14 protein-coding genes are annotated in these 17,716 nt (G+C 30.8%); 11 read left to right on the forward strand and 3 right to left on the reverse strand.

What is annotated here, in order from left to right:
* Window positions 1-111: 111 nt before the first annotated feature.
* Both raiA and Q0873_RS05350 read left to right on the forward strand, forming a co-directional pair.
* Window positions 112-414 (forward strand): ribosome-associated translation inhibitor RaiA, encoded by a 303-nt coding sequence (gene raiA / locus Q0873_RS05345; RefSeq protein ID WP_299104870.1) that lies wholly within the window; start codon window positions 112-114, stop codon window positions 412-414.
* A gap of 22 nt (window positions 415-436) precedes the next feature.
* Entirely contained in the window at window positions 437-1,264 is an 828-nt protein-coding gene (locus tag Q0873_RS05350) for a universal stress protein (protein WP_299104871.1), read from the forward strand.
* Between the two features lie 65 nt (window positions 1,265-1,329).
* Here Q0873_RS05350 and Q0873_RS05355 read toward each other — a convergent pair whose 3' ends face one another.
* Window positions 1,330-2,400 carry an alpha/beta fold hydrolase gene (locus Q0873_RS05355; RefSeq protein WP_299104872.1) on the reverse strand — a complete coding sequence of 357 codons (1,071 nt, stop codon included), beginning with the start codon at window positions 2,398-2,400 and terminating at the stop codon, window positions 1,330-1,332.
* A 201-nt stretch (window positions 2,401-2,601) separates the two neighbouring features.
* Between Q0873_RS05355 and Q0873_RS05360 the strand changes: the two genes are divergently transcribed.
* Together Q0873_RS05360 and Q0873_RS05365 are read left to right on the forward strand one after the other, a co-directional pair.
* A complete protein-coding gene (locus Q0873_RS05360; protein ID WP_299104873.1) occupies window positions 2,602-3,618 on the forward strand; it encodes an alpha/beta hydrolase in 1,017 nt (338 codons plus the stop codon).
* 163 nt (window positions 3,619-3,781) lie between these two features.
* A complete protein-coding gene (locus tag Q0873_RS05365; protein ID WP_299104874.1) occupies window positions 3,782-3,958 on the forward strand; it encodes a hypothetical protein in 177 nt (58 codons plus the stop codon).
* Between the two features lie 954 nt (window positions 3,959-4,912).
* On the opposite strand, the gene Q0873_RS05370 is transcribed toward Q0873_RS05365, so the two are convergent.
* Together Q0873_RS05370 and recR are read right to left on the reverse strand one after the other, a co-directional pair.
* Entirely contained in the window at window positions 4,913-5,581 is a 669-nt protein-coding gene (locus tag Q0873_RS05370) for a hypothetical protein (protein ID WP_299104875.1), read from the reverse strand.
* Window positions 5,582-6,604: 1,023 nt separating this feature from the next.
* Window positions 6,605-7,222, reverse strand: coding sequence for a recombination mediator RecR (gene recR, locus Q0873_RS05375; RefSeq protein ID WP_299104876.1), 618 nt, complete (start codon window positions 7,220-7,222; stop codon window positions 6,605-6,607).
* A 208-nt stretch (window positions 7,223-7,430) separates the two neighbouring features.
* On the opposite strand from recR, the gene Q0873_RS05380 reads away from it, so the two are divergent.
* The 7 genes from Q0873_RS05380 to ggt all read left to right on the forward strand — a co-directional run bounded on the left by Q0873_RS05380 (window position 7,431) and on the right by ggt (window position 17,707).
* On the forward strand, window positions 7,431-8,897 hold the full coding sequence (locus tag Q0873_RS05380) for an aminoacyl-histidine dipeptidase (RefSeq protein WP_299104877.1): 1,467 nt from the start codon (window positions 7,431-7,433) through the stop codon (window positions 8,895-8,897).
* A 160-nt stretch (window positions 8,898-9,057) separates the two neighbouring features.
* Window positions 9,058-9,753 carry a hypothetical protein gene (locus Q0873_RS05385; RefSeq protein WP_299104879.1) on the forward strand — a complete coding sequence of 232 codons (696 nt, stop codon included), beginning with the start codon at window positions 9,058-9,060 and terminating at the stop codon, window positions 9,751-9,753.
* 1 nt (window position 9,754) lies between these two features.
* Window positions 9,755-12,496, forward strand: a complete 2,742-nt coding sequence (locus Q0873_RS05390; protein ID WP_299104880.1) for a TonB-dependent receptor — start codon at window positions 9,755-9,757, stop codon at window positions 12,494-12,496.
* A 5-nt stretch (window positions 12,497-12,501) separates the two neighbouring features.
* Complete coding sequence (locus Q0873_RS05395; protein ID WP_299104881.1) at window positions 12,502-13,725, forward strand: DUF4249 domain-containing protein; 1,224 nt, start codon at window positions 12,502-12,504, stop codon at window positions 13,723-13,725.
* Between the two features lie 10 nt (window positions 13,726-13,735).
* Window positions 13,736-15,397 (forward strand): hypothetical protein, encoded by a 1,662-nt coding sequence (locus Q0873_RS05400; protein ID WP_299104882.1) that lies wholly within the window; start codon window positions 13,736-13,738, stop codon window positions 15,395-15,397.
* Between the two features lie 44 nt (window positions 15,398-15,441).
* Complete coding sequence (locus Q0873_RS05405) at window positions 15,442-16,026, forward strand: ACP phosphodiesterase (protein WP_299104883.1); 585 nt, start codon at window positions 15,442-15,444, stop codon at window positions 16,024-16,026.
* Window positions 16,027-16,030: 4 nt separating this feature from the next.
* Window positions 16,031-17,707 carry a gamma-glutamyltransferase gene (gene ggt, locus Q0873_RS05410; protein WP_299104884.1) on the forward strand — a complete coding sequence of 559 codons (1,677 nt, stop codon included), beginning with the start codon at window positions 16,031-16,033 and terminating at the stop codon, window positions 17,705-17,707.
* Window positions 17,708-17,716: the final 9 nt, after the last annotated feature.

Below are 17,716 nucleotides of genomic sequence, written 5' to 3' on the forward strand. Positions count from 1 at the left end.
CCACAACTCCCTATAAATATACCATTATAAACTTAAATATAAACTGACATATATCATTCCTAAAGGTATTTCTTCCAATTAAATTTGAGTATTAAATTAAAACAATACAAGATGGAAGTACATATTCAATTTGTTAAAATGCCAGTAAGTGAAAGTCTACAAGACTTCATTCAACAAAAACTAAACAAACTTCATAAAAAATACGATTCGCTTATCAAAGCACAAGTATTTATCAAATACGAGAATGACCCTACGCCAAAAGGTAAAATTTGTGAAATTGTATTGAGTCAATCTGGCCCACAAATATTTGCTTCTTCAAATGAAGACAATTATCAATTGGCGGTTAAGAACACTATTAGTGATTTAGAGAGACAACTCAGTAAACGTAAACAAATACTAATGTCTCACCATTAACTAACTCTTAAAACCTATCATTATGAAACGCATATTAATACCCACCGATTTTTCAGAAAATGCATGGACAGCTACCGTGTACGCTCTAAATTTATTTGCTGATGAAGAATGTGTTTTTCACTTACTTCATGCTGCTCCAGTTAAATCTTCTAGGATTTCTTCATTTTCAAATAAACTAGCTCGTGTAATGCAAGAAAATGCAGTAAAGGACCTAAAACATCTACAAGAACGATTAGAGAAAACACATTCCAATGCAAAGCATAGTTTTAGTATTTCAACTAGTACCTATGACATTGAACAAGCAGTAAGTATTGCTGTAGAAAATCATAATATAGATTTAGTTATTATGGGTACCAAAGGAGCCACAGGCTCTAAAGAAATCTTTGTAGGAAGCAATACGGTAGAAGTTATGAGTACGCTTTCTAAATGTCCTGTATTAGCAATACCTAGTAATACGGCATATACAACTCCGAAAAACATTGGATTTTCAAGTGGATTTAAACGCTTATATAATAGTAAAGAATTAGATGAAATTAGAAATTTAGCAAGCTTACATAACTCCAAATTACATATCTTTCATATACAAACAACTAATGAGTTAAATACAAGTCAAAAAGAAAATTTAGATTCGTTACAAATGTATTTAAACGATGTACAGAGTAACTATGTAGAGCTTTCTCAAAACACAAGCATAACTAATGAAATTACCAACTTTATCAATAATGAAAATATTGATGTTTTAACCATGATCAAATACAAGCATAATTTCTTTGAAAACCTATTTAGAGAACCTGTTATAGCCAATTTAGGCCATATACTAAACATTCCATTTATGGTAATTCCGGCATAGTATAACTTAAAAGCACCGATGCGTATAGCCGGTGCTTTTCTATATTTTAAGTTTTGAAACAATTACTACAATTGTTGTTGAATCCAATTTACCATTTCCTCCATTACCTTTATTGAAAAGGATTCTTCTAATTTTTCATACTCTTCAGGCAACCCTGTTTTACTTTCTTGAAATAAATGATTTAAATTAGAAAACTCTCTAACCGTTACCTTTGTATTTCCTGAATTCACCAATATCCGTTTCCATTCAGGTAAATTTTCACTTGCCAAAACCTGTAAGTCTTTTGCTCCATTAAGTGCTAAAACTGGGCATTTAACTTTTTTAATATACTCTTCTGGATTGTAGTTTAAAAAATTTACCATCCATGGTCTTAAAACTCCATTTACTTGAGCTTTTACATATTCATCATAAGTCATGCTTTCCGGCTTGTCTGGATCATTCAAAGATATTCTTTCAATATATTCAGTCATTTTGCTCTTTAGAGTATCCTTATTCTTATATAATCGAACAATTTCGAAAGCATCCCGATTCAATTTTTGAGATTTTTCTATATCCGACGGCTCCTGCCCCTTAGCCATAGCAATTGCCTTTTGTTGAGATAATAGAATTTTATTTCCAGAAAGGCTTGGACCCGCCAACGATATAATAAATGCAATCTCTGGAGACTCACCAGCAACAATAGGAGCTATTAAACCTCCTTCACTATGACCTATTAAACCTATTTTATTTTGATCGATTTCTTTTCTGGTTTGTAAATACTTAAAAATAGCCCTAACATCATTAGCAAAATCAAAAGAATTCGCTGCACCATAATCTCCTGTAGACTCTCCTACTCCTCTTTTATCATAACGAAATACAGCTATTCCTTTTTTTGTCAAATAATTAGAAACATCTAAAAAGGGTTTGTGATTGGCAAACTCAGCATTTCTATTGTGTTTACCATTTCCACTAATCAAAATCACTGCTGGAAAAATTCCTTTTTCATTGGGCAAAGACAATGTTCCTGATAAACTTATATTCTCTTTTACATTTTCAACAATTATATCTTTAGAAACAGGTTTAACTTCTTCCTTTTCTTGCTTACAGCAAATCAACGAACAGATTACTAATGCAATTATTAATTTAAAGATTCTCATTTTTTCTCTTTATTTCTAAGACGAATTGAGTATCGTCTTGTTACTTTTTATTCTAATTCTTGATAATATTGCCCACAACAAACAGTTCAAAAAACAGTCGCTATATCATAAACTAAAAACCACTTTTTCTCTTTAAAATTAAGGGATAATAGGTTAATTTAGTCATCACTAAAAGTACAATCATTTTTATTTAGAATTACTATGAAAACACTTCGCAAAATCCTCTTATGGATAAGTAAGATTATTGCTGGACTTATACTACTTCTTTTAATTTCTGGACTATGCTTTCGATTGTTTAGCTCTGAACCTGTTCCTCTAGGAAAATTAGTAGATCTTAACGGAACCAAACTCCATATCATTGCCGAAGGTGAAAAGAATGATTTACCTACACTTATTCTTGAAGCCGGTGCAGGTGGAACCACAGATATGTTTCATTGGGTTGCGGAAGGCTTAAAGCACAAAATGAGAGTCATTCGTTATGATAGAGAAGGAAAAGGTTTTAGTGAAACAAGTAATGATTCTATTAACTCCGCATATTATGCTCATCAACTACATGGTTTATTAGAAAAGAACGGTGAAAAACCTCCTTATATTTTAGTAGGACATTCTATGGGTGGCCTTTATCAACGAATATACAGAGACCTCTATCCAAACGAAGTAAAAGGACTTGTACTTATAGATGCTAGTCACCCTGAGCAATGGAAACGATTAGCTCAAAAAGATTTAATCCCAGAAGAGCATATTAGCTCTATAAAATTGGGGTTAATACTTGCAGAAATGGGGATATCGGGTATTTTCAATAAAATGTCTGCTCCTAAATTTAGAAACGATGGACTTCCTAAAGAATGTCATATTCGTTCTCGTAACCTTAATACCTATTCAGGAAAAGTATATAAAAGATATTTAAAAGAAAACAGCATTAACCACGATATTCTTTTACGAGCAGGACAAACCAACAATCTAGATTCATTGCCTCTTTTAGTTTTTAGTGCTACTGAACAGTATAGAGAAGTTCAAAAAGAGAAATACAGAAAACAAGGTATTGATCCTGACAAACAGGTTCAAATTTGGTTGCAAATGCAAAAAGAATTAAAAGAGTTATCTAGCAATAGTAAACAATTTGTCATGGACGCCAATCATGGCTCTATTATTACCAAAAAAGAAAATGCTGATACCATTATTAAAGAGATTCTTTTAATGGTGGAAGGAACAAAATAACCAATTTAGGTACCTAATATAGTTAGTTTTCCCATCGTATTGATACTATTTTATTGAAATGTTAATTTTAGTTAAACAAGGTAAAACCTTATTTTTAGTAAGGTTTTTAATTATTTCTCATAATTCTTTATTCATATGTTTGAGAAAATTAAAAATCTATTTTATGTTAAAGAACATTTTAAACTTAGGAACAACTTTGAACAAGTCAGAACAAAAATCTATTAGTGGTGGTGATGGTTTACCACCTGTAAACGAACTATGTGTTCCTTTACCAAGAGAAGCTGTTAGATGTGCTGTACCAATTAATCCAAGTTGTTGTCTTGTATGGGAAACTCTTTAAAATTTTAAGCGAACTTCGGTTCGCTTTTCTTTTTTTTACCACTCTTCTAACTACTCTTTTACTTTATTTTGGTTTTACTATTTTTGATGTATGATTAAAAAAATTGCTAAGGAATTATCATGGCTTATTCTAATGCTATTAGGCTACATTATTAATGCTCTTGCATGGATAGACTTTTTCCCTTTTAGCTTTTTATTTATGATTTTAGGAATAGGTACAATCTTTTCCGGCTTTATAATCTTAATGGTTAAAATAATTGATAGATAACTACAGTTTTACTTTATTTAGTATATGAAAAAGATTTTTTTAACCTTATATCCATTGTTTTTGTTATGCTTAAATCTTATTACTATCTTTAATTTAGATAATGTAAAGTTTAACCGTTACATTTTCTATAATAAATTCTGGGTATTAATTATTTGTTTCCTCTTATTCATTGTTTCAATAGTAAGCTCTATCAAATCTTACCAATTTCGTTATACTTCAGGTTTAATATTTAATTTGTTAAGTATCATTGCTTCGTTAATTTTACCAATCTTGTTATTCTTGGGTGTATTATGGCAGATACATTAATTGTTTAACTACCGCTTTTAGTTTGTTTACATTTGGTTTATGAAAAAAATTGCTAAAGAACTCTTATGGCTTATTCTAATACTTTTAGGTAATGTATTTAACGCTCTTGCATGGATAAACTACTTACCATTTTCAACCTTATTTTTGTTACTTGGAGTATGTCTAATCTTTTTCGGTTTCATAATTTTAACAATTAAGATCATTGAAGGATAACTACAATTATTTTAATATTCTTATTACAAAATTTTGGACATAAAAAAACACCTTAAATAAGGTGTTTGTAGTAAATAATATTAAATTTTTTTTGATGTCCGCTGCTGGAAATCACTATAATTTTTCAGCCGTTACCGAAAGATAGTATTCAGATAAGGAATTCAACTGCTATTTACTATACATGCAGTTGTTACGCATATTTTTTTTTCGCTTCCTGTTTTTTATCATCACTATCGAATTTCCACTTGATAGATACCAATAATAATATCCTCTTGGAAGTCTTTTGAACAAGTCCGAGAATCTTTGTTTTAAATCAATATGTTTATAAAGAATTGTAATTAGTATTTGCGCTTTAAATCTTAAGTATATTTTCTCTTTGTTCTTTTCGTTTAAAGGATAGATTTCCTCAAACCAATATTCTCTTTCTATTTCAGATGTTTTTATATTAAAACCAACTGTTCCTCCATCAAGAAACATATGCTTATTGCATTCATTATCATCACTACATTTTTTTATAGTTTCAATTCCGTTATCTTTTAATTCAGCCATTAGTTCTTTTACAACTGTTTGGTCTATTGAATTTTTATCGACAATTTCTTTATCTTTTATGTTCCAAATATTTTTCCAAGTTCTATCTATCCAACCTGCCCCTCTTTTTCCTTTACTTATTTTTGTAATTACATTCCCCGAATATTTTCCGTTATCGTATTCTATTAATTCAATCGTTTGTGGTTCGTTAAAAACGGAAATTTCATATACTCTTTTTTTATTTACTTGACCAAAAATCAAATAGGTATTTGTTAAAAACAGAAACAGTGTGCAAATAGATTTATTCATTTTATCTTTTATTTCAGACAAATTTATATTCAATCTTTAGGGTTAAAAAATCAAAATGAGTGAATGGCCATTTTTGATTAGGCAAGAATAATAATTTGTTTATATACATATACAACACATCGTTACACCATCAATTTCGTACAGAAATCAACGATTTTATATGTCTTTAACTCTAGCTAGTTTAGAAAAATAATTATTTACTACAAATATATCAATGAACTTATCGGATTTTTCAATAGTTCCGATTAACTACAATTATTTTATAATTTACTTTACTAACTAATTTTAATATCTTGCCTTCCTAAATTGGAAAACTCAGATAATTTTGATCACATTATTCACAATTTTTATTTGTTATATCTTACCGTTTATTATTTTAAAATTCGTTTACGAAAAGATTTTTGATACAAGTAAAAATGAAAAACTTCATAATTTGATTGTATTAACTTTGTACTTAATTATTTCATATTTCTTTTTATTTGACTTAGGACAGAAATTCCTATAATTACTACTATTTTACTTTATTTTGGTTTTACTATTTTTACTCTATGAAACATAGCTATGAACAACTAAATATTGAATTTGTAGAGACTAGGAAAGTTTCTTTTTTTACTAAACTTGTCTCAGTTTTATTATCCTGTGCTCTCTTTGCAATCCCCTTAGTAGAAATTCTTCCTGATTTTAATTACATTCATAATATGTATGATTATTGTATTTATGGTTGTCTTACCCCCATAGGTACCTACTGTTTTCCTTTTTTCTAAAAACCTACAGTTTAAGGAACGACCTATAAACGAATAACTATTAAGTACAACTTGGCGACAAGGCGGAACAAAATGTTTCTTTGGAGGATATTTTCACTCCTCATTTTTAATTAGTAGAATGCTCATAAAAACTTCTTCTACGTTTTTTATAATTTGATATAGTTACATAGCATTTGATTTTATGCTTACAAACAAAGAAGGTATTTACCTTATAACACATAAGGTAAGATGATAACTTAATAAAAAAAGAAAAAGATGATTAAGACCTCAAACTATTTTCAAACGGAATTCTATTTACAATACTACGTCCCAACGTAACTTCATCGGCATATTCTAGTTCATCTCCTACAGAGATTCCACGTGCAATGGTAGACGTAGTGATATTGTATTTTTCGATTTGTTTGTAAATATAAAAATTGGTGGTATCCCCTTCCATAGTAGAACTCAAGGCAAAGATTAATTCTTTTACCTCTCCATTTCGAACTTTTTCAACCAGACTTTCTATTTGTAAGTTCTGTGGACCAATTCCCTCCATCGGAGAAATCTTCCCTCCTAAAACATGATACAAACCTTTAAACTGTGCAGTATTCTCAATAGCCATTACATCACGAATATCCTCTACTACACAAATTACTTCGGTATGTCTATTCGGATTTGCACATATTTCACACAAAATAGTATCTGAAATATTATGACATTTCTTACAAGATTTTACTTCATTTCGTAAAGTAGATAAGGCTTCTGTCAAGTACTTGGTATTTTCAGAAGGCTGTTTTAATAAATGCAATACCAAACGTAAAGCTGTTCGTTTACCAATACCCGGTAATCGACTTACTTCATTTACTGCATTTTCTAAAAGTTTTGAAGAAAAATCCATAGCCTACAAAGGTACAACATTCAACTTTGAAATCCATTTTTTGTCACTTTGCTTATAATAACAGCAACAAAAATCATCAAGAGACCTGACAATCAATTTGTTCTCGATACAATTTTGTTTTTTCATTTTAATTCAAAATCAAAATCACTCGAACTGACATTTGAAATTAGTACCTTTGATGCATCAAAAATTAAACAAACAATTCATAATGAGTTCAGAAATAAGAAACCTAGAACCTAAAGCGGTTTGGAATCACTTTGCTGATTTAAATTCAGTTCCTCGTCCATCAAAAAAAGAAGAAAGAGTTATTCAATTTATGGTTGACTTTGGTAAAAGTTTGAACCTAGAAACTCAAGTAGACAAGGTAGGAAATGTAATTATTCGTAAGCCTGCTACTGCTGGAATGGAAGACCGTAAAACGGTAGTGATGCAAAGTCACTTAGATATGGTTTGTCAGAAAAATTCAGATACAGATTTTGATTTTGACACTGAAGGAATTAAAATGTTTGTAGATGGTGATTGGGTAAAAGCTCTAGGAACTACTTTAGGAGCCGATAATGGTTTAGGAGTTGCTTCTATCATGGCGGTTTTATCGTCTACAGATATTGCACACCCTGCTATTGAAGCACTATTTACCATTGATGAAGAAACTGGTATGACTGGTGCTATGGGATTAGAAGGAGGTTTATTAACTGGTGATATCTTATTAAACTTAGATACCGAAGAAGATGATGAAATAGGTATTGGTTGTGCTGGTGGTGTAGACATTACCGCTACAAGAACCTATGCAGAAGAAGCTACTTCAGAAAATGCTACAGCTTTTGAAATTTCTGTAACTGGATTAAACGGTGGACATTCTGGAATGGACATTCATAAAGGTTTAGGAAATGCTAACAAAATCATGAACCGTTTATTATTCGACGGATTCACAAACTATGGTTTACGTGTAGCTGAAATCAACGGTGGTAGTTTACGTAACGCTATTCCACGTGAAAGCTTTGCTACTGTAGTAGTAGATACTATTTCTAAAGAACCATTCTTATTTGAAATCAACGAGCTTATCAATACTATTAAAGAAGAATTTGCTTCTTTAGAAGAAAACTTAGCCATTGAATTAAAAGAAGTTGCAACTCCAGCTTCTGTAATGGATTTAGGCGTACAAGAAGGATTAATCAAAGCTATTTATACTGCCTTAAACGGTGTGTATCGTATGAGTCCGGATATTGAAGATTTAGTAGAAACTTCGAATAATATAGCACGTGTTATTGTAAAAGACGGTGCTATTAAAATTGGATGTTTAACACGTTCTTCTTCTGAAACCAATAAGTGGGATTTAGCAAACTCTTTACGTTCTGCTTTTGAATTAGCAGGATTTGAAGTAGAGTTTTCAGGTTCATACCCTGGTTGGTTACCAAACGTAAACTCTGAAATCTTACAAGTATTAAGGGATTTATATGTACAAATGAACAACGGAGAACAACCACATGTTGCAGCTTGTCATGCAGGATTAGAATGTGGTATTTTGGGAACCAACTATCCTAAAATGGATATGATTTCATTTGGACCAAATATTAGAGGAGCACACTCTCCAGATGAGCGTGCACAAATCTCATCAACAGAAAAATTCTGGAAGTATTTATTAGAGATTTTAAAAAATACACCTAGTAAGAACTAAGTTCACTTTACATAAACTATAAAAACCACCTAGTTAGGTGGTTTTTTATTTTCTACCCTTTTTTAGACTGAACTTATCATAAACAATTCATCGAAAAAACACCTTTTTAACATTCTTGTATTAAAAAAAACAATACATTCACAACAAAAAAGCTATTTAAATGAAAAATCTACTACTTGTTAGCTTTATACTTTTTTTTGTATGTTTCGGTTTTTCACAGAGTAAAAATCAAGGTTCTTCGATGTATTCAAACTTCGATAAAACAGTAGGAACCTTTAATACTAAATTAAGCTATGGAGTTTTTTTTGAAGAAAAATTTAGAAAGAGAATAAAAAACAATCACAACTGTTTTTTGTCAGATGTTTTTCAAAAAGGAAACATTCACTATCGAGGTGAAGATTTTTTCAATGCTGAACTAAAATATGATATTGTAAACGATATCATTATTGCTAGAATTACCAATCAAGAGCAAAAACTTTCGATCATTTTAGAGAAAAACTTAATTGATCACTTTCAGATACACAATCATAATTTTGTCAATACTTTTCCTCAGAAATATGGTTTCTTAGAAAAAATAGCCGTTTTTGATAATTTTTCTGTTCTTAAAAAACATCAAAAATCTGTAGAGAAAAACACTAATGAAAACTACGTTTATCATACTTTTGAAAAAGAAGTAGATGAATTCTACCTTTATTACAACAATCAATACTTCCCAATAGAATCAAGAAAAGATTTTATTAAAATTTTTCCCGAAAAAAGAAAACAGATAACGTCCTTTTTTAATGACAATTCCTCTTTAAAAAAGAACAATTATAAAACCTTCATAATAGAACTAATGAACCAACTTGAAAATTAAAATGATGCTATCATTTATTAGAAAATTGCTCCCAACGCTTCTCGTGCTAGTAGCGTTCCCTATTGTATCTCAAGAAAAAGAAAACACGATTTCATTAGAGATAAATCAATTAAACAAAAAAGAAATCATAGAACTTATCGAGAAAAAAAGTGAATATCGCTTTTTCTTTCTTGATGATTGGTTAGACGATACTCCTATAAACATTTCTTTTAAAGATGAAAAAATTGAAAACATATTAAACTCAATTTTTAAAGACAGTAAAATCAATTATTACATTCATAACAAGAATCAAGTAATTCTAACAAGCGGAAACCTAGTTAAAAGTTCCATATATGATGTTAATAACACCAGTTCTTCCAATGAATTGGCTCCCGTTTTAGTCGAATCTAAAACCAATATTGATGAAAGTATAATTAAAATTGGGAAAGAAACGAAATCAAAACGTGCTACCTATACCCTATCTGGATATATTATAAATGATAAAAACAATACTCCGATTGAAGGTGTAACCATTTTAGAAAAAGAGAAAAACATCTATACAACTTCTAACAAAAAAGGATACTACCGACTCGAACTGCCTTATGGCAAAAATGAAGTAGAAACATCTTTTGTTGGATTTGATGGTAATTACAAGAAGTTGATTATGTATAACGATGGTCAATTAAACTTCTCTCTAAACCCTAAATCTGAAGAGCTCGACGAAGTTGTTATCAATGCCAATAAAAAAGATAATATTCGACAAACGGTTGGTGGAATTAGTCAAATTAAAACACAAGACATTAAAAACATTCCTTTGGTCCTTGGTGAACGAGATATCTTAAAAGTAGCCATTACCCTACCCTCTATTAAATCAGCAGGTGAAGGTGCGGAAGGAGTAAATGTTAGAGGAGGAAAAGTAGATCAAAACTTGTTTTTATTAGACAACGGAGTGATTTATAACCCTACACACTTCTTAGGCTTGTTCTCTGCCATCAATCCTTTTACGACCAAAGATTTAAAGATATACACAGGTAATATTCCAGCTGAATATGGCGGAAAGTTATCTTCCGTTTTTGAAATCACTACAAAAGACGCTGATGTTAAAAAATTTAAAGGAGAAGCTTCTATTGGCCCTGTTACAGGAAACCTGAATGTTGAAATTCCCGTTGTAAAAGATAAATCTGGATTAAACCTTGGGGTTAGAGGTACTTATTCTGATTGGATCTTAGGGCTTATTGATGAAAAGAATTTTGAGAAAAGTAGCGCTTCTTTCTATGATGTTATTGGAAAATATACACATCGTATTAATGACAATAACACCGTAAAATTTACTGGTTACTACAGTAGAGATCAATATCAAATTGCTTCAGATACCATTAATAAATATGGAAACACCATGTTTTCTCTTAATTGGCATCATAAATTTAATGATAAAAATAGAGGGAATTTAATCCTATCAAATAGTAACTATTCTTTTGATATCGATTATGAAACTAACGATACAAAAGCATTCAACCTTACGTATAAAATAAACGAGACGAACTTAAAACTTAAAATGAAGTATGATCACTCTGATACTCATAAATTCGATTATGGTTTTGAAGCGAAACTCTATAGAGTAAACCCAGGTAATATTGTACCAAACGGAACCAATTCTATCGTGAGTCCTCTTAATATTCAAGAAGAAAAAGCCCTAGAAAATGCCTTGTTTATTTCAGACGAAATAAAGGTAACCCCAAAACTTAATTTTAACGTAGGTCTGCGTTTAAATCAATATCTAGCCTTAGGAGCATCCACCCAAAGAGAATACCAAAGTGGTGGTCCCAAGAATCCAACTACTTTAGTAAACTCAACAACCTATGGTAATAATGAAGTATTTAAAACCTACCATAATTTTAGTTATAGAATTGCTAGTAGGTATGCTTTTGACAATTCATTGTCTCTAAAAGCGAGTTACAACAAAGCCTTTCAATACATACATCGATTAAACAACAATACCACAGCTACTCCAATAGATACATGGAGACTTTCAGATTCTAATATTACTCCACAAGAAAGTTCTCAATTTTCATTAGGAGTATTTAAGAACCTAGACGATCAAGATATTGAGCTTAGCTTAGAAGGGTACTATAAGACTTATAAAAACATCTTAGACTATAAAATTGGTGCGACCTTATTGTTAAACGAACAAGTGGAAACTCAAATAATCCAAGGAAACGGAAAATCTTATGGAGTAGAGTTTTTACTAAAAAAGAATTCTGGTAGACTTAATGGATGGTTTAGTTACAACTACTCTAGATCTTTAATTCAACTAAATAGCATGTTCCAAGAAGAACGTGTTAATGGCGGAAAATTCTTTCCAACAAACTATGATAAACCCCATGATTTAAATCTTATTTTAAATTATAAATTTACAAAAAGATATAGTTTTTCTACCAATTTCTCTTATCAAACGGGAAGACCAATCACCTACCCTACAGGAAAATTTATTTATCAAGGAACAGAATACTTAACTTATAGTAACAGAAATCAATTTAGAATTCCTGATTACTTCCGATTGGATGTAGGTATTAATATTGAAGGGAATCATAAGATTAAAAAGTTTGCTCATAGTTTTTGGAATATCTCTGTATATAACGTCCTAGGAAGAAATAATCCATATTCAGTATTCTTCCAAACCTCTGGAACAGGTAACGTTGAAGCTTATCAAAGCTCTATTTTTTCTCACCCAATCCCAACAATAACCTATAATTTTAAATTTTAAACGATATGAAAACATATAAAAGTTACATTTTAGCAGTCCTATCGTTACTTGTACTACAAAACTGTGTAGAACCTTTTGAGTTTAGTAGCTCCATCGAAGAACAAAATTTAGTGGTTAGAGCTGTATTAACCAATGAACTAAAAAACCACACTATTGAGTTATCAAGAACAATTCCTATAGACTCAACAAAACTAAACCCAGAAAGAAATGCTATTGTTTCTATTACAGATGATGCTGGTGGTACTTATAGTTTTCGTGAGAAAGAAAATGGAGTTTATGAATCTTTCATAGCTTTTTCAGCAGATGCAAACAAGAGTTATACTTTAAACATCCAGACTCAAAGTGGAAGTTCTTATATTTCTACACCTCAAAAATTACCTTCTAGTGTCGAGATTCAAGACATTAACTTAAATATAGAAGATAATGAAGATGAAGGATTTAAAGAAGTAGTATTTAAAGTTAATAGTGTGCCTACCCCGGGTGATGGTAACTATTACCGTTATGAATATGATGAAACTTATAAAGTAAAAACAGTTTTTTGGAATTCTCAAAAGCTGGTTGTCACCTCTAGTGTTCCACCCTATGGATTTGAATTAGTTGATAAAGATCCTTCTGAAGGAACTGGTATTTGTTTTGGAAGTGCTAGCTCTAAAACCGTTATGCTAGCAGAAACAAAAAGCTTAAGTGAAGATAAAATTGTAAACTTTCAAATTAGAAAACTTCCTTTAGATAGTTACCTCATTGGTATAAGATACTCTATTATGGTTAGACAATATGTACTCAATAAAAACTCATATGATTTTTATACTCTTCTAGATAAATTCTCTGATCCTGACAATATTTTTAGTCAAATTCAAGTAGGTAACATTCCTAGCAACATTTTTTTTAAAGAAAATGCAGATATAAATAAAGTTATTGGCTTTTTTGAAGTTTCCTCTGTACGATCTCAAAGAGTATACTTTAATAGAAAGGATTTTACAAATACTGATTTTATAAACTATCCTGGTGATGAGTGTGGTGAAGTTCTAAATCCTGAAATTTTAGGTGCAGCAGGGAATTCTCCTTTACTAAATAGGTTGCAAAGTGGTTGGATTTTCTTAAATATTACTGAAAACCTAGACGGACTTGGTAACGTTCCTCCAAATACTCCCTATGATATTACTAAAAGAATATGTGGAGACTGTACTGATATTGGCCCTGTTAATGCTCCCGAATTTTGGATTGATTAAAAAGAAAAAGATGACTAAACAAATTTTAATAATATGCTTGCTGGCCTTTTCTAAGGTAGTGGTTTCACAATCACAGCAATCTTTTGCTTCTCAAACAAAAGATCTCCCACAAGAAAAGATATATGTACATAGTAATAATAATTTCCTACTTACAGGAGAAACATTGTATTACACCATTTATTGTTTAAACAACAATAACTACAGTCCTTTTAGCAAAATTGCCTATACCGAACTGATTGATTCTAAAAACAATAGTATTCTCAAACAACGTATTTCATTAGATGTAGGTAAAGGTTATGGCGATTTTTTTATCAGCCCTCAGATAAAAACGGGATCGTATAAGTTAGTTGCTTATACACAATGGATGAAAAATAAAAACTCATTTTTTCAACAAGATATATTTTTGGTGAACCCTTTTTCTGATAAGTTACGAAGTAACCCTACAAATGAAACCACCACTACATTAAAGTATAATGAAAATACTAATGAAAGAAACGGTTTATTTGACAATTTAAAAGCTAGCTATTCAAAAAGAGAAAACGTTGTACTTAATTTAACCAACACATTCTCTCAATTAAAAGGAAGTTTCTCTGTTTCTATCAGAAAGAAAAACAACTTTCAACTACCTAATAACAAGACTACCAACACTCCGATAAAAACAAATAACGCTTTTTATCTACCTGAACTAAGAGGTACACTTATTCAAGGAAAAGTAACAACATCAAATACATCTAATGCTATTACTGATGTTAAATTATCTCTTTCAACAAAAAACAAAAACCGCCTACCTATTACAGCAATAACAAATGATAAAGGTGAGTTTTATTTTAATATTCCGGAATTAAGGACTTCTAAAGTTGAGATTCAAATATTAGATAAAAATGCGAATGATTACAACATAGAATTAATAAAACCATCAAATGAAAACATACAATTTGAAAGTTTTCCTGAATTATTCTTAAATGAAGACATTTCAAAGGAAATACGTGATAGAAGTATTTACTCTCAAATAGAAAATGCCTTTTACAAAGTAAAAAAAGATAGTATATCTCATACAACCAAGAAAAGTCCTTTATTAAATTACGTTCAAACCACGTATATTCTTGATGATTATAAACGGTTTAAAACAATAAAAGAAACCTTTGTTGAAGTTATCGAAGGAGCTGGTTTTATAAGGAATAAAGGTCAATATAACCTTTCGGTAACCAATACTGGAGAAGCCAAAACTCTTAAACACATACCTTCTTTATTAATTATAGATGGCAGCATTGTATTTAATCATAATGACTTAACTGACTTTGATTCTAGAAAAATCCATTCAATTTCTATCGTTAAAAGCAAGTATTTTTATGGAAACGCATTATATCAAGGAGTGGTTATAATTAGAACCTTTAAAAACGATTTCTTGTCAAGTACTAATAAGACTCAAGAGTTTGAAGTAACACCTGTACAACCCCAAAAAATATACTTTTTCCAAAACAATAAAAACATCAAAAACAAAAGAATTCCAGATTTTAGAACACAGTTATACTGGAACCCTGCTATAAATCTAAGTCAAAATACACTTTCTTTCTTTACATCCGATGTTACTGGTACATTTGAAATTACAATACAAGGATATACAAAAGAAGGTAGGTTTATCAATGCCAAGGAGCGTTTTTCTGTTAAATAAATAAAAGTAAGGTATAAGTCCTTGTTTTTATTTACATTTATCAAATGAATTTTTTGGCGCATTTATACCTTTCTGGTGATAATAAAGAGTTAATGATTGGCAATTTTATTGCTGATCATGTAAAAGGAAATCAGTTTTCTCATTTTTCTGAAGATATACAAAAAGGTATTCAATTACATCGAAATATTGACAGTTATACAGATACACATCCTATTGTACGAGAAAGTAAAAGAAGACTTCATGAACGTTATAGACATTATGATGGAGTTATAATTGATATATTTTTTGATCACTTTTTAGCCAAAAATTGGAAAAACTATTCAGAAATCCCCTTAAGTGTTTTTGTGAATTCAGTATACAACTTACTTAATGAAAACATTGCTATTCTTCCTCAAAAGACACAAGAAATGCTTCCTTATATGATTGAATATAATTGGTTGTACAATTATCAATTTGCTAAAGGAATTCAAGAAGTTTTAAACGGAATGAATCGAAGAACAGAAGGGAAATCTAAAATGAATCTTGCTACAGAAGATTTACTAAATCACTATGCTGTATTCGAACAAGACTTCACTTCTTTTTTTGCAGAACTACAAAGCTTTTGTAAAGAAAAAATATCATCCTTATAAGCATATGAAAAGACTCACTACACTATTTGTATTATCCTTACTTATTCTTTCATGTAAGAAAGAAGTAAAAGGACTAATTGTTGAAAAAGCCATGGTGGTTTCTGCTCGTGAAGAAGCTTCTAAAATTGGTGCTGATATCTTAAAAAAAGGAGGGAATGCTTTTGATGCTATGGTTGCTACTGAACTTGCATTAGCAGTTGCCTATCCGTATGCTGGAAATATTGGCGGCGGTGGATTTATGGTATATAGAAAAAATGACGGTGAAATTGGTGCTTTAGACTATCGAGAAAAAGCTCCCTTGGCAGCTCACGAAACCATGTATCTAGATAGTTTAGGCAATGTAATTAAAAACAAAAGTACTTTAGGAGCTACCGCTGTAGGAGTTCCAGGTACCGTTGCTGGGGTATATGCTGCTCATAAAAGATTTGGAAAGTTACCGATTGAAGAAATTATTCAACCTGTAATAGAATTGGCCAAAAGAGGTGTTGTTGTTACCAAAAAACAAGAAAAACGTATAAAGAAATACCAACCTAATTTTCCAAAAGCGAATAAAGATGAAATTCTTTTTGATAAACAATGGAAAGCTGGTGATACCATCAAGTATAATGCATTAGCTACTACCTTAACTAGAATTCAAAAAAATGGTAGAGATGAATTTTATAAAGGAGAAACTGCTAAAAAACTAGCCGCTTTTTTACAAGATAATGGTGGTTATGTTACAGAAGAAGATTTGGCTAAATACGAAGCGAAATGGCGTACTCCAATTACTTTTAATTATGATAATTTACGTTTGATCTCTATGTCTCCTCCTTCAAGTGGAGGAATTTGTTTAGCACAAATTATGAACGCTGTAGAACCTTATAACTTACATGAATTAGGACATAACACTGTAAAATCTATACAAGTAATTACGGAAGCAGAACGTAGAGCTTATGCAGATAGAAGCTTCTTTCTAGGTGATCCTGATTTTGTAGAAATCCCCGTAGAAACCTTAATTTCTAAAGAATATACCAAAGATCGAATGAATAACTTCTCTTTTGAAAAACCTACCAAATCATCTGAGGTTTCTCATGGAAATATTCAAATGGTGGAAAGTGATGAAACTACCCACTACTCTATCGTGGATCAATTTGGAAATGCTGTTTCGGTTACTACAACATTAAATGGTGCCTATGGTTCTAAACTCTATTGTACTGAGCTCGGCTTCTTTTTAAACAATGAAATGGATGATTTTAGTAGCAAACCAGGCGTACCTAATATGTTTGGACTAATTGGTGCAGAAGCAAATAAAATTGTACCTGAAAAGCGTATGCTAAGTTCTATGACACCAACCATTGTAGAAAAAGAAGGTAACTTGTATTTGGTCGTGGGGACTCCAGGAGGATCTACCATTATTACTTCAGTATTACAAACTATTCTAAATGTACATGAATACAACATGGGAATGCAAGAAGCAATAAACCAACCAAGATTCCACCATCAGTGGTTACCTGATGTAATTAAAATGGAGCCTAATAGTTTTGACCCAAAAGTAAAAGACAAACTAAAATCTTTAGGATACGAATTAGACGAAACCAACTCTCCTGTAATTGGTAAAGTAGAAGGAATTATGGTACTTCCTAACGGAAAGCTAGAAGGTGGTGCAGATCCTCGTGGTGATGATAAAGCTGTAGGTTTTTAATACTAAAAA

This window comes from uncultured Tenacibaculum sp., from assembly GCF_947498805.1.
Lineage (GTDB): Bacteria > Bacteroidota > Bacteroidia > Flavobacteriales > Flavobacteriaceae > Polaribacter.

Bases quoted from the DNA above. Each gene is read 5' to 3' on its own strand.
- raiA (WP_299104870.1), top strand. From the start codon at position 112: ATGGAAGTACATATTCAATTTGTTAAAATGCCAGTAAGTGAAAGTCTA.
- Q0873_RS05355 (WP_299104872.1), bottom strand. From the start codon at position 2,400: ATGAGAATCTTTAAATTAATAATTGCATTAGTAATCTGTTCGTTGATT.
- Q0873_RS05370 (WP_299104875.1), bottom strand. From the start codon at position 5,581: ATGAATAAATCTATTTGCACACTGTTTCTGTTTTTAACAAATACCTAT.
- Q0873_RS05360 (WP_299104873.1), top strand. From the start codon at position 2,602: ATGAAAACACTTCGCAAAATCCTCTTATGGATAAGTAAGATTATTGCT.
- Q0873_RS05395 (WP_299104881.1), top strand. From the start codon at position 12,502: ATGAAAACATATAAAAGTTACATTTTAGCAGTCCTATCGTTACTTGTA.
- Q0873_RS05390 (WP_299104880.1), top strand. From the start codon at position 9,755: ATGATGCTATCATTTATTAGAAAATTGCTCCCAACGCTTCTCGTGCTA.
- recR (WP_299104876.1), bottom strand. From the start codon at position 7,222: ATGGATTTTTCTTCAAAACTTTTAGAAAATGCAGTAAATGAAGTAAGT.
- Q0873_RS05405 (WP_299104883.1), top strand. From the start codon at position 15,442: ATGAATTTTTTGGCGCATTTATACCTTTCTGGTGATAATAAAGAGTTA.
- Q0873_RS05385 (WP_299104879.1), top strand. From the start codon at position 9,058: ATGAAAAATCTACTACTTGTTAGCTTTATACTTTTTTTTGTATGTTTC.
- Q0873_RS05380 (WP_299104877.1), top strand. From the start codon at position 7,431: ATGAGTTCAGAAATAAGAAACCTAGAACCTAAAGCGGTTTGGAATCAC.
- Q0873_RS05365 (WP_299104874.1), top strand. From the start codon at position 3,782: ATGTTAAAGAACATTTTAAACTTAGGAACAACTTTGAACAAGTCAGAA.
- Q0873_RS05400 (WP_299104882.1), top strand. From the start codon at position 13,736: ATGACTAAACAAATTTTAATAATATGCTTGCTGGCCTTTTCTAAGGTA.
- Q0873_RS05350 (WP_299104871.1), top strand. From the start codon at position 437: ATGAAACGCATATTAATACCCACCGATTTTTCAGAAAATGCATGGACA.
- ggt (WP_299104884.1), top strand. From the start codon at position 16,031: ATGAAAAGACTCACTACACTATTTGTATTATCCTTACTTATTCTTTCA.